Source organism: Sphingobacterium thalpophilum, from assembly GCF_038396785.1.
Classification (GTDB): domain Bacteria; phylum Bacteroidota; class Bacteroidia; order Sphingobacteriales; family Sphingobacteriaceae; genus Sphingobacterium; species Sphingobacterium thalpophilum_A.
Genome location: NZ_CP151087.1, coordinates 4,471,557 through 4,496,244, shown reverse-complemented (window position 1 = coordinate 4,496,244; position 24,688 = coordinate 4,471,557). Strand labels below are relative to the sequence as shown.

General features: G+C 37.9%; 25 protein-coding genes and 2 tRNA genes. 15 read left to right on the top strand and 12 right to left on the bottom strand.

The features are described 5' to 3' along the window. Positions 1-68 precede the first annotated feature (68 nt). Positions 69-872, bottom strand: coding sequence for a DUF4292 domain-containing protein (locus AACH28_RS19790; RefSeq protein WP_070563085.1), 804 nt, complete (start codon positions 870-872; stop codon positions 69-71). Next, complete coding sequence (locus AACH28_RS19785) at positions 862-2,583, bottom strand: tetratricopeptide repeat protein (protein WP_341831293.1); 1,722 nt, start codon at positions 2,581-2,583, stop codon at positions 862-864. The genes AACH28_RS19790 and AACH28_RS19785 overlap by 11 nt, the downstream gene beginning before the upstream one ends. A gap of 235 nt (positions 2,584-2,818) precedes the next feature. Here AACH28_RS19785 and rplM point away from each other — a divergent pair, with 235 nt between their 5' ends. The 6 genes from rplM (at position 2,819) to AACH28_RS19755 (ending at position 7,521) form a co-directional block, all read left to right on the top strand. Next, on the top strand, positions 2,819-3,262 hold the full coding sequence (rplM, locus tag AACH28_RS19780; RefSeq protein WP_046671993.1) for a 50S ribosomal protein L13: 444 nt from the start codon (positions 2,819-2,821) through the stop codon (positions 3,260-3,262). Positions 3,263-3,273: 11 nt separating this feature from the next. Next, positions 3,274-3,660 (top strand): 30S ribosomal protein S9, encoded by a 387-nt coding sequence (gene rpsI / locus AACH28_RS19775; RefSeq protein ID WP_070563091.1) that lies wholly within the window; start codon positions 3,274-3,276, stop codon positions 3,658-3,660. An 18-nt stretch (positions 3,661-3,678) separates the two neighbouring features. Further along, a complete protein-coding gene (rpsB, locus tag AACH28_RS19770) occupies positions 3,679-4,476 on the top strand; it encodes a 30S ribosomal protein S2 (RefSeq protein WP_070563093.1) in 798 nt (265 codons plus the stop codon). A 195-nt stretch (positions 4,477-4,671) separates the two neighbouring features. After that, positions 4,672-5,508 carry a translation elongation factor Ts gene (gene tsf, locus AACH28_RS19765; protein ID WP_341831292.1) on the top strand — a complete coding sequence of 279 codons (837 nt, stop codon included), beginning with the start codon at positions 4,672-4,674 and terminating at the stop codon, positions 5,506-5,508. A gap of 188 nt (positions 5,509-5,696) precedes the next feature. After that, complete coding sequence (locus tag AACH28_RS19760; protein ID WP_083295831.1) at positions 5,697-6,560, top strand: SDR family oxidoreductase; 864 nt, start codon at positions 5,697-5,699, stop codon at positions 6,558-6,560. Positions 6,561-6,699: 139 nt separating this feature from the next. Then, positions 6,700-7,521 (top strand): AraC family transcriptional regulator, encoded by an 822-nt coding sequence (locus AACH28_RS19755; protein WP_083295829.1) that lies wholly within the window; start codon positions 6,700-6,702, stop codon positions 7,519-7,521. Here AACH28_RS19755 and AACH28_RS19750 read toward each other — a convergent pair. After that, entirely contained in the window at positions 7,518-7,778 is a 261-nt protein-coding gene (locus AACH28_RS19750; protein WP_312746276.1) for a hypothetical protein, read from the bottom strand. The two genes, AACH28_RS19755 and AACH28_RS19750, sit on opposite strands and share 4 nt — an antisense overlap. 195 nt (positions 7,779-7,973) lie before the next feature. Between AACH28_RS19750 and AACH28_RS19745 the strand changes: the two genes are divergently transcribed. From AACH28_RS19745 to AACH28_RS19735, 3 genes are all read left to right on the top strand, one after another. Further along, positions 7,974-8,357: a hypothetical protein gene (locus AACH28_RS19745; RefSeq protein ID WP_070563107.1), complete on the top strand. Its 384-nt coding sequence runs from the start codon at positions 7,974-7,976 to the stop codon at positions 8,355-8,357. A gap of 158 nt (positions 8,358-8,515) precedes the next feature. Further along, complete coding sequence (locus AACH28_RS19740; RefSeq protein ID WP_341831291.1) at positions 8,516-9,292, top strand: ABC transporter ATP-binding protein; 777 nt, start codon at positions 8,516-8,518, stop codon at positions 9,290-9,292. Position 9,293: 1 nt separating this feature from the next. Next, the gene (locus tag AACH28_RS19735; RefSeq protein WP_341831290.1) at positions 9,294-10,973 is read left to right on the top strand and encodes a hypothetical protein; all 1,680 of its coding nucleotides are present in this window, start codon (positions 9,294-9,296) and stop codon (positions 10,971-10,973) included. A gap of 94 nt (positions 10,974-11,067) precedes the next feature. Here AACH28_RS19735 and AACH28_RS19730 read toward each other — a convergent pair whose 3' ends face one another. The 3 genes from AACH28_RS19730 to AACH28_RS19720 form a co-directional block, all read right to left on the bottom strand. Beyond that, entirely contained in the window at positions 11,068-12,984 is a 1,917-nt protein-coding gene (locus AACH28_RS19730; RefSeq protein ID WP_341831289.1) for a peptide-N-glycosidase F-related protein, read from the bottom strand. A gap of 136 nt (positions 12,985-13,120) precedes the next feature. Further along, positions 13,121-13,194 (bottom strand) — tRNA-Met (locus AACH28_RS19725). 293 nt (positions 13,195-13,487) lie between these two features. Further along, positions 13,488-13,561 (bottom strand) — tRNA-Met (locus tag AACH28_RS19720). 66 nt (positions 13,562-13,627) lie between these two features. On the opposite strand from AACH28_RS19720, the gene AACH28_RS19715 reads away from it, so the two are divergent. The 5 genes from AACH28_RS19715 to AACH28_RS19700 all read left to right on the top strand — a co-directional run bounded on the left by AACH28_RS19715 (position 13,628) and on the right by AACH28_RS19700 (position 18,926). After that, complete coding sequence (locus tag AACH28_RS19715) at positions 13,628-14,005, top strand: START-like domain-containing protein (RefSeq protein ID WP_070563117.1); 378 nt, start codon at positions 13,628-13,630, stop codon at positions 14,003-14,005. A 102-nt stretch (positions 14,006-14,107) separates the two neighbouring features. Continuing rightward, positions 14,108-15,592, top strand: coding sequence for an LptF/LptG family permease (locus tag AACH28_RS19710; protein WP_070563119.1), 1,485 nt, complete (start codon positions 14,108-14,110; stop codon positions 15,590-15,592). A gap of 71 nt (positions 15,593-15,663) precedes the next feature. Continuing rightward, complete coding sequence (locus tag AACH28_RS19705; protein ID WP_341831288.1) at positions 15,664-16,878, top strand: bifunctional 3,4-dihydroxy-2-butanone-4-phosphate synthase/GTP cyclohydrolase II; 1,215 nt, start codon at positions 15,664-15,666, stop codon at positions 16,876-16,878. Positions 16,879-17,019: 141 nt separating this feature from the next. Continuing rightward, on the top strand, positions 17,020-17,415 hold the full coding sequence (locus AACH28_RS25550; protein ID WP_376745390.1) for a thiol-disulfide oxidoreductase DCC family protein: 396 nt from the start codon (positions 17,020-17,022) through the stop codon (positions 17,413-17,415). A gap of 77 nt (positions 17,416-17,492) precedes the next feature. Next, positions 17,493-18,926: an NAD-dependent succinate-semialdehyde dehydrogenase gene (locus AACH28_RS19700; protein ID WP_341831287.1), complete on the top strand. Its 1,434-nt coding sequence runs from the start codon at positions 17,493-17,495 to the stop codon at positions 18,924-18,926. A 21-nt stretch (positions 18,927-18,947) separates the two neighbouring features. On the opposite strand, the gene AACH28_RS19695 is transcribed toward AACH28_RS19700, so the two are convergent. The 6 genes from AACH28_RS19695 to AACH28_RS19670 all read right to left on the bottom strand — a co-directional run bounded on the left by AACH28_RS19695 (position 18,948) and on the right by AACH28_RS19670 (position 23,767). After that, positions 18,948-19,841, bottom strand: a complete 894-nt coding sequence (locus AACH28_RS19695; protein WP_341831286.1) for a DUF4476 domain-containing protein — start codon at positions 19,839-19,841, stop codon at positions 18,948-18,950. A 76-nt stretch (positions 19,842-19,917) separates the two neighbouring features. Beyond that, positions 19,918-20,457 (bottom strand): CopD family protein, encoded by a 540-nt coding sequence (locus AACH28_RS19690; RefSeq protein ID WP_341831285.1) that lies wholly within the window; start codon positions 20,455-20,457, stop codon positions 19,918-19,920. A gap of 171 nt (positions 20,458-20,628) precedes the next feature. Further along, positions 20,629-21,666 carry a uroporphyrinogen decarboxylase gene (gene hemE, locus AACH28_RS19685; protein WP_070563136.1) on the bottom strand — a complete coding sequence of 346 codons (1,038 nt, stop codon included), beginning with the start codon at positions 21,664-21,666 and terminating at the stop codon, positions 20,629-20,631. Continuing rightward, entirely contained in the window at positions 21,666-22,184 is a 519-nt protein-coding gene (locus AACH28_RS19680; protein ID WP_341831284.1) for a hypothetical protein, read from the bottom strand. The genes hemE and AACH28_RS19680 overlap by 1 nt, the downstream gene beginning before the upstream one ends. Positions 22,185-22,194: 10 nt before the next feature. Beyond that, positions 22,195-22,902 carry a response regulator transcription factor gene (locus AACH28_RS19675; protein ID WP_070563139.1) on the bottom strand — a complete coding sequence of 236 codons (708 nt, stop codon included), beginning with the start codon at positions 22,900-22,902 and terminating at the stop codon, positions 22,195-22,197. Further along, positions 22,892-23,767 carry a sensor histidine kinase KdpD gene (locus AACH28_RS19670; RefSeq protein ID WP_070563141.1) on the bottom strand — a complete coding sequence of 292 codons (876 nt, stop codon included), beginning with the start codon at positions 23,765-23,767 and terminating at the stop codon, positions 22,892-22,894. Before AACH28_RS19670 ends, AACH28_RS19675 begins: the two co-directional genes overlap by 11 nt. A 213-nt stretch (positions 23,768-23,980) precedes the next feature. Here AACH28_RS19670 and AACH28_RS19665 point away from each other — a divergent pair, with 213 nt between their 5' ends. Then, on the top strand, positions 23,981-24,685 hold the full coding sequence (locus AACH28_RS19665; RefSeq protein ID WP_286709743.1) for a YjjG family noncanonical pyrimidine nucleotidase: 705 nt from the start codon (positions 23,981-23,983) through the stop codon (positions 24,683-24,685). The last annotated feature ends 3 nt before the right edge of the window (positions 24,686-24,688 follow it).

Here is a 24,688-nt window from a genome sequence, read left to right as displayed (position 1 = left end):
ATTAATTCACCCCATACTTTAGCAAACTAATTGCGAAAGTAATAAATCTAAAGGAAATAGACAGCTTCTCATCGGATTACTTTGTAACGTGACGATACTGAAAAAGGCATTTCGACTGGTTCATTAAAAGTCACTTTGTTAAAATTTATCTCTGTTTTTATCTCTTGACGACCATCAGAAATGATCATTTTTAAAAGCATCGGAAATTCTTGTCCAGAGGCCATGGCATATTCACCGTAATTGGCCTCCAGCAATTGTTTTTTTGAAAGTTGCGCTAATCTAAACTGATAAGGCCTATTGTTATTATTTAACTTATATAAAAAATCTAGTTCATTCAGTTTGCCATCCAACTGGACAGACATCGAGTCCTGTTTAAAATTAACCTGATCAATATCGGACAATAGATTCACCGAAAGATTGGCTAGCAACAAATCCTGTAGATTTCCGAAAGTTAAATCCGGACTGGCAAAACGATATAGGTAGTCAAATGGCTTAACCATATATTCGCTCTGAAACTTATTTAAGATTTGTACACTGTCTGGAGTGATCAATACCCGGGCAACCTCTATACCCAGTGTAGCAGAAATGGAAATCCAGATCCTTTTATCTTTCTCTATTCGAATAGTAGAAGTGACATCATAATTGTCCTTCCCAAGATCGAGACGCATCTTCGCTTTTCCAGAAAAAGTAGAATAATTCAAATTGGTCAAAAAAAGATCACGTAAGCTATTCTTTTTCGCCTCCCTTGTATTATCTTTTATGGTCAACTCGTTTTCAGCTTTAAGGTCAGCACCTTTTAGTAGTTTCTTCTTAGAACTACAAGAAGAAAGCAGCAACACAACAGCACTAACCCAAACAATTTTATTCCACATAGCTTTTAGTCTCAATCTTCTTTTTCAATTTCAGCTTACCCTCCTCCGTATCAGCTCCCTTTTCTAAAGCGAGGTTCCACTGCTTAACGGCATCCGTTGTTTTCCCTAACTTAATCAAAATGTCGCCATAGTGTTCCAGTAATACCGCCGTTTGCGGATTTGTATTTTTTAACGCTTTTTGAATCCATACTAGTGCGTCATCATATTTTCCATTTGCAAAAAGTACCCAAGCATAGGTATCTTCAAAAGTTCCATTATTGGGCTGCAATTTCGTCGCCATTTCGGCATACTTTGTAGCTTCATCAAGTCGTTCTTTTCTTAACGACAAATAGTATGCTAAATTGTTCATCGCCGTCACATTTGTACTATCCAATCGAATAGCTTCGATGTAAGCCGCGTCAGAGGCTTTATACATCTGAAGTGAATTATAAATATCACCTAATCCCCCATAAATATTTGCTTGTAGAAAAGGCGATTCATCCTGTGCATTATTAAGTGCAGCCTCCATAAACTTTCGGCTATTTTCCATGTCTTTTTTCATCAAATAGGCCATACTCGTAAAATAGAGTATGGTCGCATTATTGGCCACATAGTGTAACGCTTCCCCACCATGTGCAATGGCTTGATCAAATTCACCTTTGTCCATATCCAAACTCATCAGCATCCGCCAAGCATCGATCTGGTAGGGGTTCATACTCACGGCTACCGCTAGTGAACTTTGAGCAGCGGACTTATCGTCTCTCAACCATAACACTTGTCCCTTTGCCATATGGCTTTCGGCAATACGTGGATGAACTTCAACCAAGATATTCACCAATTCCAAAAGTTGGTCTTTTGTATAGGGACCTTTCGGATTCAACAAGGTCATTATAATCCGATTCTTATCTGCAAAATCAACTTTCTTAGATTGAAATCCTTGCTTAAGTGCATCAAAAGATAATTTCAGCTTTTTATCAAATCGATAGAGATCAGCCAAATCGAAATAAAGAAAATCCTCTTTTGTCGTCTGAATTCCTTTATTAATGTAGTCCAATGCAAGCTTCGAGTTTTTGGAAAGATTATAGGCTTGCGCTAATTGTCCATACACTTGAGCCAGCGAAGTCCCTTTGTCTGCCCAGGGCTTCAAAAGATCAATGACAGCTTTATAATTACCGGCATCATTTAACAACACACTGCCAACCATGTCCAATGTATCAGAAGCGACAGCGATCTCTTTGGTTTTATAGAAATACTCCAAAGCCACATCCTTGTACCCACCATTGAAAAGGAGCATGATACGCTCCCGTTTTAGTGAGGCAGTATTATTGTCATCTCGATCTATCAACTTATCGAGATAGATTAAAGCACTATCCGCGTCGTTTTTACTTTTAAATGCATCTACAGCAAAACTTAGATATTCCGGCTTCGACTGAATATTCAGCGCTTCTTTTATAGCTTCGATCGCTCCATCTTGATTTCTCATCTGCGCAAGAAGAATTGCCTTTGTAAAATAGATGTCATCGGCTTGTGGGTAATCTGCGATTATAGCATCCAAAGAATCCATCCCGGGGCCAATTTTTCCTTGCTTCAATATTTCCTGTACGTTTTTGAGTCGTGCATCGTAAGGTTTAGGCTTATTATCCGAAGATTGCGCCTTTAATGAGCCCAGTGCTACTAGGAGTAAACCAATAAAACTTAAAAAAAATCGTTTATCTAAAAAATTCAATCTCATCTACTTCCGCTATAATAATTTAAAAATTCTTCCTGCAATATACTAACTAATGTAACAATATTCATTCGAGGAAGTTGTAAAAATATTGAGATTAGTGGGGCTCGCTTGAAATTCAACTCGTTTTCAACAAAATAAGCAAAATAGATTTTAAAATATAGAATAATAGATGTACCTTTGCAGACCCTTGAGATAAGGGGAAGAAAAATTTTTTAATAAATTATTTAAACAAAAGCAAGTGAATACGTTAAGTTACAAAACTGTCTCTGCCAACAAGAACACCGTTAACAAAGAGTGGATCGTTGTTGACGCTGAAGGAGAGATTTTGGGGCGTTTGGCGAGCAACATCGCGAAAGTAATTCGTGGTAAGCATAAGCCTACATTCACCCCACACGTAGACTGTGGAGATAACGTGATTGTTATCAATGCAGACAAAATTAAATTGACAGGAAACAAATTAGGCGACAAAGTTTACGTACGCTACACTGGATACCCAGGTGGTCAACGTTTCGTTTCTCCTAAAGAGTTAATGGCTAAATTTCCTGAACGCATTATTGAAAAAGCTGTTCGTGGTATGCTTCCTAAAAACCGTTTAGGTCGTCAATTGTTTAAAAACCTTTACGTTTATGCTGGTACTGAGCACAAGCATGAAGCACAAAATCCAAAACCAGTTAAATTTTAAGGAGAATCGTCATGTCAACAACTAACACTTCAGGAAGAAGAAAAACTGCTGTTGCCCGCATTTACTTAACTGCTGGTAGCGGAAACATTATCATAAACGGTAAAGACTACAAAGAGTATTTCCCAACATTACCTTTGCAATACATCGCTACACAGTCATTGAACGTAGCTGGTGAATTAGCAAACTTTGATGTAAAAGTAAACGTTAACGGAGGTGGTGTTAAAGGTCAAGCAGAAGCTGTTCGCTTAGCGATCGCAAAAGCTTTGGTTGAGCTTAACCCAGAAGTTAAACCTGCATTACGCGCTAAAGGTTTAGTAACACGTGATGACCGCATGGTTGAACGTAAGAAACCAGGACGTCGTAAAGCTCGTAGAAGATTCCAATTCAGTAAACGTTAATCAAAGGAGGATCAAAAAATGGCAAGAACTACTTATCAAGATTTATTGGATGCAGGTGTGCACTTTGGTCACCTTACACGTAAATGGGATCCGAAAATGGCTAAGTACATTTTCATGGAACGCAACGGTATCCACATCATTGACTTGAACAAAACTCTTACGAAATTAGAAGAAGCTGCTTCAGCTATCAAACAAATCGTAAAATCAGGTCGCAAAGTTTTATTCGTCGCTACGAAAAAACAAGCAAAAGAGATCATCGCACAACAAGCAAAAGAGGTTAATATGCCTTTTGTAACTGAGCGTTGGTTAGGTGGTATGCTTACAAACTTCGCTACAGTTCGTAAGTCTATCAAAAAAATGTCTAACATTGACAAAATGCAAAAAGATGGTACATATGATGTATTGTCTAAAAAAGAGAAGTTGATGATTCAACGTGAGCGTATCAAATTAGAAAACCTTTTAGGAGGTATCGCTGATTTGAACCGTTTACCAGCTGCTTTATTCATCATCGATGTGAAAAAAGAACACATCGCTGTTTCTGAAGCAATGAAATTGAACATCCCTACTTTTGCAATGGTAGATACAAACTCTGATCCTTCAAACATTGATTTCCCAATCCCAGCAAATGATGACGCTAGTAAATCTATTAGTTTAATCGCCGGTATCATTGGTCAAGCAATCCAAGAAGGTTTGGACGAGCGCAAACGCGACAAAGAAGAAGAAGCTGAAAAAGATGCTGCTGCTGCTAAAGCAAAAGTTGATAATAGTGATGCTTCAGAAGCTAAACGTCCTCGCAAAGCGAAAGACGGAGAATAATATTTTTATTCCAAACCGGATGGCGTAGCGTTAGTTTCTGGAAAAGTTTACTTTTCTTGAACTAGCCTCTCTGTCCGGTTTTTTGGTTTAACAATACTCGTTTATCAAGAAATGTTAAACTTCATATTAGCTTAACATGTTTTAAGTTAATATTGTACAAATTTCAGTCGTAAATAATAATAAAAAGAAATAAACATGTCAGTACAAATTTCTGCATCAGATGTGAACAAATTGCGTCAACAAACTGGCGCTGGTATGATGGATTGTAAAAAAGCTTTAGTTGAGTCTAATGGTGACTTTGAAGCTGCTGTAGATTACTTGCGTAAAAAAGGCGCTAAAGTAGCTGCTAGCCGTCAAGATCGCGACTCTAACGAAGGTGTTATCATCGCTAAAGCTACTGCTGATGGTAAATCAGGTATCGTAGTTGAAGTTAATTGTGAAACTGACTTCGTAGCTAAAAACGCAGACTTCGTTGCTTTCGCTGAAAAAATTGCAGACGTTGCATTAAACAGTAAACCTACTTCTTTGGAAGAATTAAAAGGTTTGGAACTTGATGGCAAAAACATCGCTGATTTATTAATCGAGCAAACTGGTGTAATTGGCGAGAAAATTGACGTTTCTAAATACGAAACTATCACTGCTGAAAAGGTTATCGCTTATATTCACGGTAACTACCGTTTAGGTGTATTAGTAGGTCTTTCTGCAGATGCTGCTGGTGCTGAAGAAGCAGGTAAAGATGTAGCAATGCAAATTGCCGCAATGAACCCTATCGCAATTGACAAAGATGGTGTTGATCAAAACACAATCGAGCGTGAAATCGCTATTGCTAAAGAGCAAATCATTGCTGAAGGTAAACCTGCTGAAATGGCTGAGAAAATCGCTCAAGGTAAATTGAATAAATTCTTCAAAGACACAACTTTGTTAAACCAAGAATTCGTAAAAGATTCTTCTAAAAACATCGCTCAATTCTTAGATTCAGTTTCCAAAGGATTAACTGTAACTGCTTTCAAACGCGTACAATTGGGCGCATAAGCATAATTCATTCCATTACCAGAATTGGAAATTTTTAAAACAGGAGCTATTCTTCGAATGGCTCCTGTTTTTGTTTATATCTCTTCCTTCATTTATTCCCGAACTATTTTTCACCGCTGGCCTTGGCTTTTATTTTATCCCAAATTTGTGTAACTTAAGGATACATAAAAACTGGACAGCATATGGGTATGTTAAAGGAAAACGCGTTAAAAGGAAAACGAATTTTGATTACGGGTGGTGGTACAGGCCTCGGAAAAGCCATGACAGATTACTTTCTCGAGCTTGGCGCCTCTTGCCTGATCACGAGCCGTAAAGATGATGTTATACAGCATACAGCGAACGAATTGTCGGAAAAATATCAGGCGAAATGTCTTGCAGTAGCTGGAGATGTCCGAAATTATGAGGATGTCGAGCGCGTCGTTTCCTGTGGATATGAACATTTTGGCGGGATAGATATACTCATAAACAATGCTGCCGGAAATTTTATCTCCCCTACCGAACGTTTAAGCCACCGCGCCTTCGAATCTGTTATTGGTATCGTTCTCCAAGGTAGTATAAACTATACCCTAGCACTGGGCAAGCGTTGGATTGAGGCCAACGAACATAATAAAGCTATACTAAGTATCGTCACAACCTATGCTTGGACGGGTTCTGGCTACGTTGTTCCTTCTGCAACAGCTAAAGCCGGAGTTCTTGCATTAACTCGATCGTTAGCCGTTGAATGGGGAAAAAAAGGGATAAGACTCAATGCTATAGCTCCGGGTCCATTCCAAACTTCAGGTGCCATGGAACGGCTACTTCCAGGTGAATTAGGCGAACTTCTCTCGCCTGCCAAACGTATCCCCTTGGGCCGCTTGGGCAAACTGGAGGAATTGGCCAACCTCGCGGCCTATCTGGTATCCGATTACGCCAGTTATATCAACGGTGATGTTATCACGATAGATGGCGGCGAGTGGCTTAAGGGAGCAGGTGAGTTCAATGGATTGGATATTATTCCTGAAGATCAATGGGATGCTATTGAACAGATGACCAGAAATGCAAAAAGCACCTGATAATCGTTTAAAATAACGAATGATTTATTTTATGGTGAATACGCAACTGTATTACATGCCGGTTTAAAAGAGGAAATAGCAAGGTCTTTAATCCATTTTTCTTAGGTTTGTAGCGATTATTCCAATAGACTCTGTACATATGATGAATTTATCTTTCGAATCTCAAAAAATCAAGCATAAAGAAAAATTAGAACTCAATAAAACGGGTTTTGATTTTGCGTTAGTTTATATAGCCGAAGGCACACTCGTATCGAAAGGGAATAATTTAAAATTTTCCAAAGAGAATTTACTTTTTTTGAATAAAGATTTCGAAACACTTGAGACAAAAAAAGATACAACTGCATTTGTACTCTATTTCTCCAACTCCTACTTTAAAGATCTGCACTTTATACAACAAAATTTTAGACTTACTCACAACCCGGTTGATATCTTTAACTCGAAGACATTGTTAAATAAGAGCCTATCCCTTAAAAAGGAAAATAAAAAACTGATCGAGCGGGTAATTTCGCTAATTCAACAATATGAGAGTGAAGATGAAGCGGCATCAATTTTTATATTCCACCAGACAATGTCCCTTTTCGCTTTAGTAGAAAATATATTGACAGATCTGGAGCTACCTATTAACGAGTCTTATGAATTGTCTCAAGAGATCGAGCAATACATACAGCAAAATATCTATTTCCCGGATAAATTACAAATCAAGTCGATTGCAGATCAGTTCCAAATTTCAGCAAATTATTTTGGGGCCTTTTTTAAAAAAAGATATTCAAAAAGCTACAAAGTGTATATAGACGATATTCGTATTAAACTAATTGAGGAGCGACTAGCATCCAATAGATACACGATGAAACAAATTGTAGAAGAACTCGGATTTAATGATGAAAGTCACCTAACCAATTTCTATAAGAAGAAAAGAAATATTACACCCAGCTCTTATAAAAGAGCTAAAAATAGTGCTTAATTGTCGAGTTGGATTATACCATTAAGATCGTGATTTAAAGAGCGTTGAATGGCTTCATCCAAAATAAGAATCTTCTTTCCTTGAAAGGTCGCTGCATCATGACTGTCAAAATTTGAGCTACTGGAATTAAAAGATTCCAATTTCATTGGGAAATAAATTGGGTTCTCATCTTCAGCCCGACCAATGGTCAATAAAATATTGTAGCCTTGTAGGCGTAAACTCTGTAAAGTCTGATAATTTAAACGCTTGAAGATCATAATTCCTATTTTAAAATAAAACAAACATATAATTATATTGTTTTACTGCTTTAACCATTTTTTGGATTTTATCTTTCCAAAAGAATCTTCACATTCCTGACCTCCTAGTGGCACTGGAACATTCGCTTTCACAGATAAATCAAAAACTTTTTTTTACGGGAACTGTTTTACAGATAAATAAAAATTAGCAGGATTATGTCGAAAAAAGAAAGTAAAAATGGGAAAGTCGAAGAAGACTATCCAGATAAAGAGCAGGACCTTGCTTTTAATGAAGAACTTGACAGTTATGAAATGGATGTCGATGACAACGATCCAGACTACGATCACCCGGCTGACTACGATACAGTAGCTGAAGGTGCAATTGATGATGATTCAACATACGATGACTCTAATCCTTTTGTCGGAGATGAGTATGCAACACAAGATGAACTCAAAGAGGAAGATCTAGATAATGCTAACATGCGAATCGAGACTTTTGATCATGAACGTTTATCTCCTTTGGACAAGAAATTAGCCGAGAACGAAGAAGATTTGAGAGATGATCTCGATGAAGAGGGATATCCTAAAAACGATAGATAGTTTTTCCGAAAATAACATAGTTTTTGAAGGGACCGGAAGGTCCCTTTTCCATGGATTAAAATAAAGACTTTCTTCTCAAAATTAGGAATCATATACTTTTCAATTGGAAACTATAACTCCAATTTTTTATGTAAGTTTACTTTGAAGATTATAATGATATGGAAAGTATATTACCTCTCATCCGGATTGTTGACCTAAAAAAATCATACGGAGAAAAAGAAATATTGAAAGGAATCAACCTCGACATATTCCCAGGTCAAGTTATCGGATATATTGGCCCAAATGGTGCCGGCAAATCCACTACTGTTAGAATATTAACAGGACTTATCGAGGACTTCACAGGCACTGTAGAAATAAATGGCATCAATATTCAAAAAGATCCACTTGCAGTAAAAGCATTATTGGGATATGTTCCCGAAAACGCAGAATTATATGATGTACTGACTCCCATGGAATACCTGGATTTTGTAGGTAAACTCTATGGAATGGAAGATAAAGTCATTCAGGAACGTTCCTTAAAACTGTTAGCGGCGTTTGGCCTTGAATCTAATGTAAATAATAGGATGGATACCTTCTCCAAAGGAATGCGTCAAAAAGTACTTTTAATTTCAGGAATTATTCATAACCCACAAATTATCGTGCTGGATGAACCATTATCTGGACTCGATGCTAATGCTGTTATCTTTGTTAAAGAACTTATCTCATTACTTGCAAAAGAAGGGAAAACAATTTTCTATTGTTCACATATGATGGACGTTGTTGAAAAAGTATCTGATCGAATCTTACTGATAAACCAGGGGAGCATCATTGCGGATGGTACGATTGAGGAACTAAAAACAGATCCTAACGAATCATTGGAGCATATATTTGCTAAATTAACCAATACGGGCAGCAGCGCATTGGACGCTTCCAATATCATTACAGCAATTCAATAACATGGAAAAATTTATCTTAAAATTTATCCTTCTTTTTCGTGGGGTTTGGAAAGGCTTAGGCATCAATTATGAACAGTTTAAGATCATCTTACAAACCAAAATAATCCTAGATAATCGAAAGCCTATTAGCTTTCGCAAACGTAGCTCGGGAAAATCATCTTCGTCGTCATCGATTTTACAATTCTTATTGTATCTCATCTTTGGCCTGATATTCATGGTCATTATTTTGTCGATTCCAGATAGGTACTTAGCCATTTCGATCATGCTACTCAGTTTCATTAGCATGTTAAGTATTACACTGGTGTCCGATTTTTCGCCCATACTATTAGATACTCGGGATCAGTATATCATTATGCCCAGACCAGTTAATGATAAGACTTTAGCTATTTCCCGAATAACTTTTATTTCAATCAAGCTTTTTAATCAAGTAATTGCGTTAACCTTACCTGTGCTTATTTATGTATCTTTCAATTGGGATATCGTCTCCGTCCTTCTTTTATGTCTGCAGCTTATACTAAGCACATTGATCGCGCTGATATTTGCCAACGGATTTTATCTGATTAGCATCAAATATCTCCCCATACAAAAGTTTAAAGATGTAATTACTTATATACAGATCGGTCTCTCACTGGTTCTTTTCCTATCCTATTATGTTGGCCCTAATTTGATTCAATCTATTGTAGAATCTCATTTAACGATGGAACAACTCAGATTTCTTTGGATATTCCCAAGTACCTGGATTGCATCATTTCAACCATTACTCTTTGGCAGCCACAGTGTACATATGGTCGTCTTATCAACATTAGGAATACTAACTCCTCTTGCTGGTATTTACGCTTGTACTAAGCTATTTTCACGTGGATTTAATGCGAAAATAGCTGCACTTGCAACCGCCGATAGCCTTCCTGGTGAAGCTTCACAATTAACTCGAAATAATCCATCCCAATTACCTTTATATAAAAGGATCTCTTCGAGCGTTTGCTCATCCCCTGTTGAAGAGGCTGGATTTGGCATTGTATGGCTGATAAGTTCTAAAACGAGAGAATTTAAGCAACAGCTATATCCTTCGTTGGCTTATCTACCTATTTATTTCGTTTTTTTATTTCTACGTACAGGAGACGATCTCCCAATAGCTGGCAAAATAGCGAAGCTTCGTGATTCAGGCTTGTATATAATTATGTTTTATCTTTCGTTATTAACCATACTAACCGTTTTCCAGCTTATTACGCAAAGTAATAAATATAAAGCGGCCTGGGTCTACCATGTGACTCCCATACAAAAACCAGGACAACTGATGACTGGAGTTCTTAAAGCATGTCTTATCAAATATGTTTTACCGTTCAACATTCTGTTTCTTTCTATCTGTGTACCACTATTTGGTCTCAGTTCTATTAATGATCTGCTATTATCTTCCGCTATTGGCGGTATCGAAAGTATTCTGATTATGCTTTTTATTGTCAAAAGCTATCCGTTTTCGAAGGCTAGTCAATCCAATTCAAAAGCAATAACTAATCTACTGATATTAGGTCTATTGGGTATTTTGGGATACTTACATAAAATCATTTTCCACTATGAAACACTAATTTGGATCTTAGCTGGACTTGCATGGTTCATCTTCTTTTTAATGCTGAAGTACTTACAGCGAGAAGACTGGAAAGGCTTAGCTTACGACGACAATTGATTAAACAGATGAAAAAAAGCTCCATAATGGAGCTTTTTTTATCAAATTCTTCAAAATCTAAGCACAAAATATCTTCACGCTTTTCTTTATCCGGTTATCTTTTATTTATTCGTCCTTTAAACTGGCTAATACCATCCATCAAAACTTCTACGATTATTCTTCCTGATGGTAAATGACTCACATCATAATTCAGCACAGCCTGTTGAATGGATTTGTATTCGTGTTTTTGCCACAAAACGCCATCAACCATAAAAAGCACAGTCATCTCACTCGGTTCATTGGAAACTACGCTTAGTTGAGTCTTATCCACAACCGACCTTGGATAAAGCGAGAAGGCATATTGCGTTGAACTTAGCCCCGTCTCAAATCCACGTTTAGCATGGAAACTAAACATTTCGCCATTTCCACAATCGCTTTCAAAAGCATGAATAAGGTTTCCTTTCAAATCGAAGATTCGTAAATGGCCATCACCATTTTCAGGTTGTGCCCAAAACTGCAGTCCGTTACCTGCGGTATCGGCCAAAGAGAGTGAGTGGTTTCCCTCATTAAGGTGTAAAGTATCTCTATACATCGTTGCCGCAGCCAGTTGGGCGCCATTTTTGCGAAAGACCGTATCCTGCTTTGCATTAATTAGAAATATACGATTATCCGCCGGTTTATTATTGGTCATAAACTCCAAAACAAAATCAGTGGGAAATAGCTGCAGCGCGTTAAAGACGCTTTCCGCCTTATTGTCTATAGGCCACGCATCCGACTTGCCATTCGGTTTTAGAAGTGATACCGTAAATACATTCTCCTGATCTCTTTCTTGTATTTCTCCAGGCAGTATAACTTCTGCAACCTGATTAAAAGAAAGATTACCTTTCCAATGAAAAGTTCTGGCAGGGAATCCCTTCGTGCCATAAACAATTTCTACGGTACGAATCGGCTCAGCACCTAAATTTCTGAAAGAGATCCTTGGGCCAACACTCGCCGGCTTTAATCGAGAAAAACGCTGTTCATCACTTGGAACCATTATTGACTCAACGGCAACATCAACTTTTTGCTTAGGGGCAGAATATTGAAACAAGTAAGCGGATATATTTTCGACAGCCTGCACATTATCAGTCGCTGTATAAGGTTCCATCTGTAAGGCAATTTGATGGGTACCAACTTTAGTAAATACATCAATAAAATCAGGCTGCTGTAAATCTCCAGGACACCAATATGCGCGGTCATGTACCCAGGTCCCGCCTTGTGGATAAAGTGGATTACCCCCACATTTCTTCCACATATCACGTTTGTCCACAGTCTTTCCATCGAAGGTTAGTTCGCGCCACCGGCTACAGAATTCGCTACAGCCACGTGGTTTATCCATACCATGCCCTGTATGCTGAATGCGTATTCGGCTCAATGCTGCTCCCGCACTCGAGGTATATGTTATTGGCAGTAGATTTTCTGCTATCTTTTCGTTGACATCCCCATATTTATAGGCTTTATTCCACAGCGTTGTTATTCCCAATGGGGTAACAACTGGTGGACCTGATAAAATTTCAAAATCTACGGTAAGTGCCCATCCCACAGTCTTGTCCTCAAAACCAGAATGAGTATAGACAATTTCCACGCTATCCCTTAAGAAAGGAGCAAAATCAGTTACATCGACCTGCCACTTCCAACTCCATCCCTTATTGTAAATACTACCATATGGCGTAAGCATTCTTCCTAATTCATAATTTAGTGCTGGTCCATTTTTCCCTCCTTTACGACGTAATACGATGTGATCCAAATAGTCCCAATGCGCCGTGCGCAAACTATCCGGGCTCCCCAGCGTAACAAACATAGTAACCTTTCGTATAGGATAATTTTCTTTTGGAAATACTCCCCAAGCCGGGTAAGAATTCTCGCCTTTCTGTGCATCACATAGAATGGTTTTCCGTTGATGTGTAACGACGTGGCTTTTTGTGCCTTGTTGTGCAAAAACATGATGGCAGATAAAAAAGCAAAATAGGGTTAGTATAGGTCTTATATTCATTATTTAAATATTATCCATAAAACAATACAAAGATAGATGTAATCTTGCCAGCAGCGAAAAAAAAGGAAATGCGATAAAAAGGAAATACATGCAATCATAAAAAAAGCATCAATCTTGTTAAGATTGATGCTTTTAGTAGCGGGGAGCAGAATCGAACTGCCGACCTTTGGGTTATGAATCCAACGCTCTAACCATCTGAGCTACCCCGCCGTTTCGGTATGCAAATATACCACTTCGTATGTCAATTCAAAAGATTTTTTTATTTTTTTACTGATTCTGGCCTATTTAAAACTTGTATTAAACACAACAAACTCATTTTTAACTCAATAAATTTAGCATTGAAAAATAGAAAATGAACTTAAAAAAATTGACAGCCCAAAAAACAACATGTTTATTAAAAAACGGGAGCAACTTTTTACAAAAAAACTTGCAATAACAAAATAAATATGTATTATTACAAATAATAAGTTGATGCAATAAAAAGCAATTTTGGAAGAGATTTGTAGCGGGGAGCAGAATCGAACTGCCGACCTTTGGGTTATGAATCCAACGCTCTAACCATCTGAGCTACCCCGCCATTTTTGGGAATGCAAATATAGCTTATTTTTGATTTAAACAAACTAAAATTTAAAAAAACATTTTTATGGCAGATAAAATAAAATTCCAACTAGAATATATCATCAACTCTTCACCTAGAATTTTATTTCCGTATTTGCAAGAACCAAACGAATTGGCACAATGGTTTGCAGATGATGTAAACTATAAAGACACCGTTTATACTTTCATTTGGGATGATGAACCTCACCGAGCAAAAATTGTAGCATCAAAAGAAAATAAATCTGTACGCTTTAAATGGCTAGATGATGATCCCTATTATTTCGATCTGGAGATCGATCAAGACGAGCTAACGAATGATGTTGCTCTTAAGATAACAGATTACGCTAAAGAAGAAGACCTTGAAAATAGAAAGTTAATTTGGAAAAATTCAATAGTCTATCTTCAAAGTGTTATAGGTGCATAAAAAAGCCTATCTTTGCAATATATTTCCACTAGGGGCTCCAGCAGGAGCTTCTTAGTTGGGAGATGCCTTAATGTAAAGGCATCAATTTGCTTTGCGTCACGGATGAAAAAGGTTCATTTACTTATTCTTCAAGCTTTCATAAAACCATTTATTGTCACATTCTTTATTGTGATGTTTGTCTTATTGATGCTTTTCCTATTCAAGTACATTGATGATTTGATTGGAAAAGGATTTGAATGGTATACCATCATGGAGCTAATTGGATATCAATGCGTTGTTCAAATCCAAATGGCAATGCCTTTATCCATGCTCCTTTCCTCCATTATGACTTTCGGAAATCTGGGTGAAAGCTATGAATTAGTTGCAATCAAGGCTGCAGGCGTATCTTTACGTAAAGCAATGACCCCGCTATTTATACTCGTTGCAATTTTCGCAACAAGTTCTTTTCTGTTCTCCGATTATATTCTCCCCGTAGTGAACCTAAAAATGGGTACGCTACTTACTGATGTACGTAATAAAAAGGCAGATTTCCTCATCAAACCCGGAATCTTTAACAACACCATTCCAGGTTACTCAATCCGCGCTAGAGGAAAAAACAAAGCGGGAACAATTCTCTATGACTTGATGATCTATGATCATCGTGGCGGTAATACAGCCAATAATGTACTTATGGCCAAAGAAGGGTATATCTATAACTCTCCTGACAACAATTATATGATCCTTAAACTTAAGGATGGTATCCGCTACGAGGAAGCACGGACTAAAAACTCCAAAACCTACGATCCACGCCAGCAATTTACGCGGTTTAAGTTTAAGGAAACAGAGCAAAAGTTTGATATGGGAAGTTTTCAACAGGGTAAAACTGACGAAAACCTCTTCAAGAGCCACCATGCCATGTTAAACCTGAAACAGTTAGACATGTACATCGATTCCAATCATATCAAAATAGACAGCATGGGAAAGGCAATCGTCCGTACATTAGACACCCGATATAATATCTATTCGAAATATTTTAGTGTGAATCAACCCGGACAGCCAAAGGTCAAAGAGGCTAAGATCAAACCTTTTAAAAATTTGCTTACCGATCTCGTTCCACAAGAACAACGAGCACAAATCACTATGAATGCGCTGAACCAGTTGAATTATTTAAAGGAAGATCTAAACGGCCGTACACTTGAATTTAAAGATTACAAATCGAAAGATATCCGTTATCGTATTGAATGGCATCGCAAGTTTACCCTAGCTGTCTCCTGTCTCTTACTATTTGCAATTGGAGCTCCACTAGGAGCCATTATCAGAAAAGGTGGACTTGGTCTTCCTGTGGTGATGGCCATCATTTTCTTTCTGATCTATCACATTATCTCTACAGTAGCAGAAAAAACAGCTAAAGATGGTGCCATATCATCAGCCGTTGGCATGTGGATGGCCATTATTGTCTTAACACCATTGGCCGCTTTTCTAACATACAAGTCAACGACAGATTCCGCGTTATTTGATATTGATCAATATAAATTAAAAGTAGAAGCCGCTTGGAAATGGATTAAGGAAAAGCTTGCAAAAAAGAATAAATTGAAAGAATCACATTAGATTGTGACAACGCTATTATAAATAAATTTAGATTCTACACTAACTTTGTACCAATTACAATATATCAATAAATGGATTTCAAATTAAACACGATCGAAGAAGCGATCGCTGATATACAAGCAGGAAAAGTAGTAATCGTCGTGGATGACGAAGATCGCGAAAATGAAGGAGACTTTGTCACAGCTGCCCGCAATGCAACTCCCGAAATCATCAACTTTATGGTGACTCATGGTCGTGGACTAGTGTGTGCCCCAATTACAAAAGAAAGAGCAGATGCATTACATCTGGATCTAATGGTGGGACAGAATACAGCAGTATATGAAACAAACTTTACAGTTTCCATTGACTTACAGGGATACGGTTGTACAACCGGAATTTCTGCGTCAGACCGCTCGAAAACAATTAAAGCAATGATTGATCCTAATATTCATTATGAAGAATTAGGTAGACCAGGACATATTTTCCCGCTAATAGCAAAAGATGGTGGCGTATTACGTCGCACAGGACACACTGAAGCTACCGTTGACCTTGCTCGATTAGCAGGATTTGAACCAGCAGGTGTATTGGTTGAGATTCTAAAAGAAGATGGTGAAATGGCCAGACTTCCAGAACTAATAGAGGTTGCTAAAAAATTTGATTTAAAGATCGTTAGTATTGAAGATCTAATTGAATACCGTCTTAAGCACGATTCTTTAATCAATGAAGAAGTCACTGTTAATATGCCAACGCAATTTGGTGATTTTAAGATGAAAGCCTTTACACAAAAAGACACTGGCGAACAACATTTAGCGCTTTACAAAGGCGAGTGGAATGAAGATGAGCCTATTTTGGTGCGGGTGCACAGCTCTTGTGTTACGGGTGATATTTTTGGTTCTTGCCGTTGTGACTGTGGTCCTCAATTGCACAAAGCAATGGAAATGATCCAGCAAGAGGGGAAAGGTGTTATTGTCTATATGAATCAAGAAGGTCGCGGTATTGGACTGATCAATAAGCTACATGCTTACAAGTTACAAGAAAATGGCTTGGACACGGTAGATGCCAATGTACAATTAGGATTTAAAGCAGATTTAAGAGACTATGGTGTCGGAGCACAGATTCTTCGAAATCTTGGTGTCACAAAAATGCGTCTTATGTCAAATAATCCGACAAAACGTGCTGGCCTAGTAGGTTATGGTCTTGAAATTATAGAAAATGTACCTATTGAAATAACTGCAAATCCCTTTAACGAAGAGTACTTAAAAACCAAAAGGGATCGTATGGGACATACAATCATGAAAAACCTATAAAAAGGAATTAAAAAAGGCGGTGTTTCCAATAGAAACACCGCCTTTTTTACATGGAGGACTAAACTCGGTTAATGATAAAATCTCTCCCTTTTATGATCTTGTTGTGGCAGTACTTTCAATAAATAGAAGTAACTTTATAATATGGAACAACAAGGGAGATATATCATCTTTTTCGATGGTGATTGCTTGATCTGTAATCGCCTTGTTCAACTATTATTAAGAATAGATCGCAGAAAGAAATTCTTATTTAGTTCTTTGCAGTCTGAATTTGCCCGGACCACACTAACGAATATTCCCAAAAATACTGACTCCATCATTTTCCTATCTCCAACCGGTATCTATCTCAAAAGTGAAGCTGTTTTAAAGATTTGTAAGCAATTGGGCTTCCCCTACATGACATGTTATTTACTGAAGATTTTACCACTCAAATGGAGAGATGCGCTCTATGATTATTTTGCTAAAAATCGCTATCGATGGTTTGGAAAAAATGAGTTTTGTACAATACCGTCAAAATCTGAGCGAGAGAGATTCATTTGAACAAACAACGATCATATTGAAGTGAAGTTTAGTTCAGAAATCTTCTAATTATACTTGTGACAATTAAATTTACATCGATGAAAAATACACTTTTAATTGACAGTGCCTATATCAATGGGAAATTTATCAAGTCAACACACACCTTTGATGTGGTAAATCCTGCAACAGGGAAAGTTATTGCTTCGTTGCCAGATCTAAAAGTAGCTGACTGTACTAAAGCCATAATTGATGCTGACAAGGCGTGGAAAAGCTGGAAAAACACAACTGTACTGGAACGATGCAACACCGTCCGAAAGTGGTACGATCTTATTCAGCAATATAAAGACGATCTAGCGGAAATTATGACCTTAGAAAGTGGCAAACCCCTTAGCGAATCGAGGGTAGAAGTTGACTACGGTAGTTCCTTCGTAGAATGGTTTTCAGAAGAAGGAAAAAGGGCCTATGGTGAGACGATACCTTCTCAAAAAAAAGGAACTAGAATGCTTACAATTAGGCAAGGGGTCGGAGTTGTTGCTGCAATTACACCCTGGAATTTCCCCTTAGCGATGATCACCCGAAAGGTTGCTCCAGCTTTGGCATCTGGTTGTACCATTGTGCTAAAACCGGCATCTCAAACACCATTTTCTGCTATAGCTTTGGCTAAACTGGCTGAAGATGCTGGGATTCCAAAAGGCGTTTTTAATGTGATTACTGGAAAAGATAGTGCTGGTATCGGCAAAGAACTCGCTACGAACAACCTCATACGAAAACTATCTTTCACAGGCTCAACCGAAGTCGGAAAAACACTCATAGAACAATCAGCCTCTAACATTAAAAAAGTGTCTATGGAGCTTGGTGGTAATGCTCCTTTTTTGGTTTTTAACGATGCGGATATTGATGCTGCAGTCGAAGGAGCTATTGCCGGAAAATTTAGAAACTCAGGGCAAACTTGCGTTTCCATCAATAGGTTTCTAATCCAAGAAGAAGTCTATGATGAGTTTTCGATGAAACTTAGCCATGCTGTCAGTAAATTGAAAGTTGGCAATGGACTTGACAAAGGCGTCCAGGTAGGTCCATTAATCAATACAAAAGGGCTAGAAAAAGTGCAGCATCATGTGCAAGACGCGTTAAATCATGGTGCCGAATTGGCTACAGGAGGAAAGGTCATCAAAGACCTATTTTTCCAACCAACTGTCCTGACCAACGTCCCGAAAGAAGCACTTATATTCCGCGAGGAGACTTTTGGTCCTATTTGCGCTCTTTTCAGTTTCAAAACAGAAGATGATGGAATAGCAATGGCCAACGCTACTGAATTTGGCCTAGCCTCCTATTTCTATAGTACAAATATAAATCGCTGTTTTCGTGTTGCTGAACAGCTAGAAGCTGGCATGGTAGGTATTAACACAGGTCTTATTTCAAATGCAGCTGCTCCTTTTGGTGGAGTAAAACAATCTGGTGTAGGTCGTGAAGGTTCTAAACACGGTTTGGATGAATATATGGAATTAAAATATATCTGCTTCGGCGGTGAATAAAAAAGGAGCAAAATGCTCCTTTTATTTTTTTAAAAAATCCACTAGCTTCTCCCGGGTTGAACTGAACGATAAGGCATCCCCTACTCTCTCATAATGCTGTTTATCCACACAGGTCGGATAAGCATATTTGGCAAAAGCCAGTTTATTATCATCTCGTATAAAAAGTTCCATTAAATCAACAATTTCAGTAACACTTAGGCGCATACTTTTTAATTCCTGAGCAGCTACAGCAAGCCTATCCTGATCGTTTTCCTTCTGATTCAATAGATCGTTCAATCGATTAGAATTCGTCTTATTCATTACTCCGTTATCAGACTGATCATTATCTTCATTTTCAGCATATCCTCTTTGATTCGCTACAACGTCGCGATAAACCTTATCGTCTCCCAATTGCCTATATCGATCATTATTCCATCCTTTGTTATATCCTTCACGATTATTGTCTGGCAAATCGTCTCGATCTTCTGATTGTCTGTATCGATCATTACCTTGTTCATTGTGATATCCATCCCGGTTAGTATAAGGTAAATCCTCACGATAATTACCGTTGTTATACCGATCAACAGGATTCATGGACTCCAAGATAATCCCCCTATTTCCACGTCTGCTACTGACAGAAAATACAACATTCATATATTGTCCATTTCTATTGACAAGTTGCACGCCGCTACCGTTCAACGTTCGTTGCTGCCTATCAGCAAACACAATACGCAGATCATAACGACGACTCGTCAAATTGGCGACCCTGATATCCGTGGAAGCTCTATTGTTATACAAAACGTTGTTGATATAAAGAAAAAATGGAATATCAGTAGAATAGATATTTAATGCTCCTCCAAAAGGTCTGTATCGCTGCGCGAACCCAGCCGTTGCGACAATAAGCAACGAGACCGTCACCAAAATTTTCCTGTACATAATCCGATTCAATTTATAATCTTTCGACTACACAGCATAAAAAAGGATTAAGAAACCAGACGAATTTAACATTTTGTTATGCTTTCTTGTTCCGGTACTTCTTATAAAGTTTTACGGCCATCATTAAAGCGATGGATAAAATTAAGAGCCCCAAAACACCAAATATCCAATTCAGGGCTGACTTTAAGACAACAGTAAAAACAATCGCAAATAATAAAACTGTCGCGACCTCATTAAACAAACGGAGTTTTGTTGAGGTTAATTTGGATTCTTGACGGCTTAATTTGAACATAATCTTCTGGCAGGTAAAATGATAAATTATCATTCCCAGAACGAATGTCAGTTTTACATGCATCCACCCCATGGATAATAAGCCAGGGGAATAGCATAACATAACTAGTGCAGAAAAGACTGTGATGTACATCGCAGGAGTAGTAATTACCCACCACAGTAATTTTTCCATCTTACTGAATTCTTTATGCAAAACATCAAATGCTTCCTGACTCTTGTCCTTCGCTTCTGTATGATATATAAAGAGTCGAGGCATATAGAACAGACCTGACAACCAACAAATCACAAAGATAATATGAACTGCTTTTGCATATAAATAGACCATAGGCACAAAAATAAGAAAAGTTAAGAGCAATCAATACGTCCAAACATCAATTGCACAAATCTTACATCCATTATACAAAAGAACACTATCAAAAACACGACATTGTAGCATGTAACAACAAAAACGACCTGCCAGAGGCAAGTCGTTTTTGTTGTTGAAGTGGATAGCAAACTAATAGCTAAATTCCTTTACAACCTCAATGGCATATTTTACATTATCAAAAGGAATATCCGGCATAATACCATGACCCAAATTGAAAATAAAACCATTTTCACCTCTCATGCGCTCAAATAGTTCGATAATCTTCTTTTTGATAACAGGTTTATCTGCATACAAAACAAATGGATCCAAATTCCCTTGAACAGCAATACCCTGCGGCAGAGATTGTTTAATATTTTTTAAATCTGCATTCCAATCGATAGAAACAACATCAGGTTGCGCTTCGACCATCATTGGTGCAAAAACAGAAGATCCTTTGCAAAAGGAAATGACTGGAATATCCTTACGGTTCAACTTCGCAATAATCTGCTTATTATAATAATGCGAAAAATCACGATAATCATTCCAAGATAAGGCCAAGGCCCAGCTATCAAATAATTGAATTGCATTTACTCCGGCTGCAATCTGCATGTTAAGATATTCAACCGTTACATCTGCAATCTTTTGAAGGATCAGATGTGCTAACTCAGGCTGATTGTTCAACATCAACTTCGTTAACTTAAAATCTTTTGAAGATCCACCTTCAACCAAATAACTTAAAATTGTAAATGGTGCGCCCGCAAAACCAATCAAAGGGATGCGGCTGTCAAGACGTTGTTGAATGACCTTGATTGCATCAGCAACATACTGCAATTTATCCAAACAGTTGGTAGACAAAGCTTCAGCATCCTTTACAGAGCGAACAGGATTAGAAAAACGAGGACCGACACCTTGCTCAAAGGACAGATCCCCTCCCATAGCTTCAGCTGTAACTAAAATATCAGAAAATAAAATAGCGGCATCAATGCCTAGCAAATCTACTGGGAGCATAGTGACATCCGCAGCAATTTCTGGTGTTTTGCACATCTCCAAAAAGGAATATTTATTCTTGATATCCCAATATTCCTTCATAAAGCGTCCAGCTTGACGCATCATCCACACAGGAGGTCTTTCCGTTTGCTGCGAGAACGCAGCTCTAATCAATAAGTCGTTTTGTAAAGTAGTACTCACTATAAATGTTTTGAAATTTCGTTTTCTATTTTTGTAATAATGCTGTTCTGCCTAGCCGTCAGATGTAACTTATTGGCAACATCTGTATAAGCTCTAGCTCTTTCATAATCCAACTTTCGCAGCGCTATATTTGCTAGATTAATCATAACCATACCCTTTTCATTATCTTTTTTCCAAGGCAGACGCGAAGCTAGCTGAAAATGATATTCAGCCTCATCGACACGTTCCTCTTTAAGCGCAATGTTTCCCATCATAAATTCATAGAAATTGCGCCTGCCTTTACGAAGTGCATCCGGATTCTTTATCTCAGCAAGCAAGTTTTTTGCCTTTTCATAATCTTGTCTATGAAAAGCCTGCGTTGCCAAAAAAACGGACCCTTCTCTAAAATGACTCCAAATCAAGTAGCCTATTCCACCCGCTATCAGCACAGTAGTTTGATAATGCCCCTGGTATAAGCCATAGCCTAAAAATAATGCAGCAATAAAAATAACGACTATTCTAGCCTTGATTGTCATCATCTCTTTCTACCTATGCGTTATTGTCGGTAAACTTATAACCAACACCTCTGATAGAATGGAAATAAATCGGATGCTTTTGATCTGGTTCGAAATATTTTCGGAAGGTTAAGATAAAATTGTCGATGGTACGCGTAGATGGATAAACATCGTAATTCCATACGGTCTCCAATATTTGTTCCCGTGATACTGCCTCATTACGTCGTTCAATCAACAGTTTCAACAGCATAGTCTCCTTCTTTGTCAAAGAAGTGATCGTGCCATCCGCATGATGTAGCTCATACGAATTAAAATAGATCGTTTTATCACCGATTTGATAAGAATTTAGTTCTTTCAAATCATCCGGTTTCATGCCACGACGCACCAAATTTCCAACGCGAAGGATCAATTCTTCTAAGTTGAAAGGTTTTACCAAATAATCATCCGCCCCTTTCTTAAGACCCGTAATTCGATCCTCACTGCTATTTTTCGCAGTTAAAAACATGATAGGAACTTCAGTGTTTTGCAGTCGAATAGTTTCAGCTACTTGGAATCCATCTATTTCGGGAATCATCACATCCAAAACCACCAAGTTGAAACGTTCCTCCTTGAAGACTTTTAGTGCTTTTTTTCCATCGGTAGCCGTAGTAACACGGTAACCTTCCATTTCGAGATTCAACTTGATAGCTTCTAACAAGTGTTCTTCATCTTCGACAAGTAATATTCTTTGTTTACTTTGCATTTCTTTCAAATGTTACTTCAAAAATACTCCCTTTAGGAGTGTTATCTTTAACTTTTATGGTCGCGTCGTGCTTCTGCAATACGGTTTTCACGATATATAACCCCAAACCTGTACCTTTGGTTTTTCGTGTTGCCTCACTTCCCACGCGATAAAACTTATTAAAGATAAGTTTTTTCTCTTCATCACTGATACCGATACCATGGTCAGCAACAGAAAAAATTATTTTATTATTCTCCGTATATAATTTCACATCCACCATAGCACATGCCGGTGAATACTTAATGGCATTTTCTATCAGATTAGTAACCACATTACTAATCGCAAACTTATCAGCATGAATAATGATATCCGACTCCAAATAAGGTTTCAAGACTTGCGAACTACAGGAATTCTTTTGAAGTCTATCCACAACCTGTTCTACCAAAGCAGTAAAATTAAAATCCTCTTTCGGCATACTGTAGTTACGGCTGTCCAACTTGGTTGTCATCAATACATTTTCAACCAGATCATCCAAACGCTCGATATCCTTCAGCGAATTTCTCAAGAACGTTTGTTGTTGCTCCTTGTCAAGATCACGTCTCAAAATCGTTTGAATATACAATTTGACAGAAGCCAACGGCGATTTAAGTTCATGTGTGATAGCCAAAAGAAAGTTCTGCTGTTGCTGCAACAGTTTCTGCTCCCTTTCAACCAGTCGCTTCAATCGCCATGCACCCCACAAGAAAATAATCAAGAAGAATATTCCCTCCCCTATGATCATGTTCTTTTTACTCGGATCAAAACGAATAAACATCACCCCCCACCATATCAGTTGCATAACCGCATAGAACAATAGAAAATAAAAGAGTAACAGCGCTTTCTTCATGTGACAAAAATAGGTATTCACCTATGTATTCGGAAATATCCGGAGGATTATGACACAAAGAAGAAAATTAACCGATTCGCAATAAGACTAAAATCACCAAACAGACTCATATAAACCATCGGAGACCCGATAGCGCTAAAAGTGACCTTTAATTTCATCACTAGCTAACCCAACTGACTTGGAATTTAAAATTAATTTGTTTTAATTTTGTATATGTTTAATCACGAGAAAAAAGACATTTTCTTCGACCTGGATCATACCATATGGGATTTTGATAAAAATGCCGAAGAAAGTCTGCACGAGTTATATTTTAAATACAAGTTTGATCACTTGTTCAATCAAGAGTCATCCACTCGTTTTATAGAAACTTATACGGTTAACAATCATCGCCTTTGGGGGCTCTATCATCACGGAAAGATATCAAAACCAGAACTCAGGAAAGCACGCTTTGCCGACACCTTTACTGAGCTCGGTGTCGATCCGGAGTTGTTTCCTGAAGAATTCGAACTGGAATACCTCGCTATCTGTCCAAAAAAAACAAATCTGTTTCCACATGCACATGAAACCTTGGCTTATTTGGCTGACAGATACAATCTTCACCTGATATCGAATGGTTTTAAAGAGGCCTGTGAGACCAAACTGGAAAAGAGCAACCTCAGTAAATATTTCAAACATATTTTTATTTCGGAAGTCATCGGCGTGAATAAACCGGACCCCCGAATATTTGAGTTCGCTATGACGACTGCTCAAGCTCGGGCGCAGCAATCACTGATGATTGGAGATAACCTGGATGCCGACATCCGTGGAGCCGTAAATGTAGGCATGGATGCCATTTTCTTTAACCCAAATGTTATTGAAAAACCGGACGATGTATCACATATGGTTATCGACTTAAAAGAGTTACAATCGATACTATAGCAA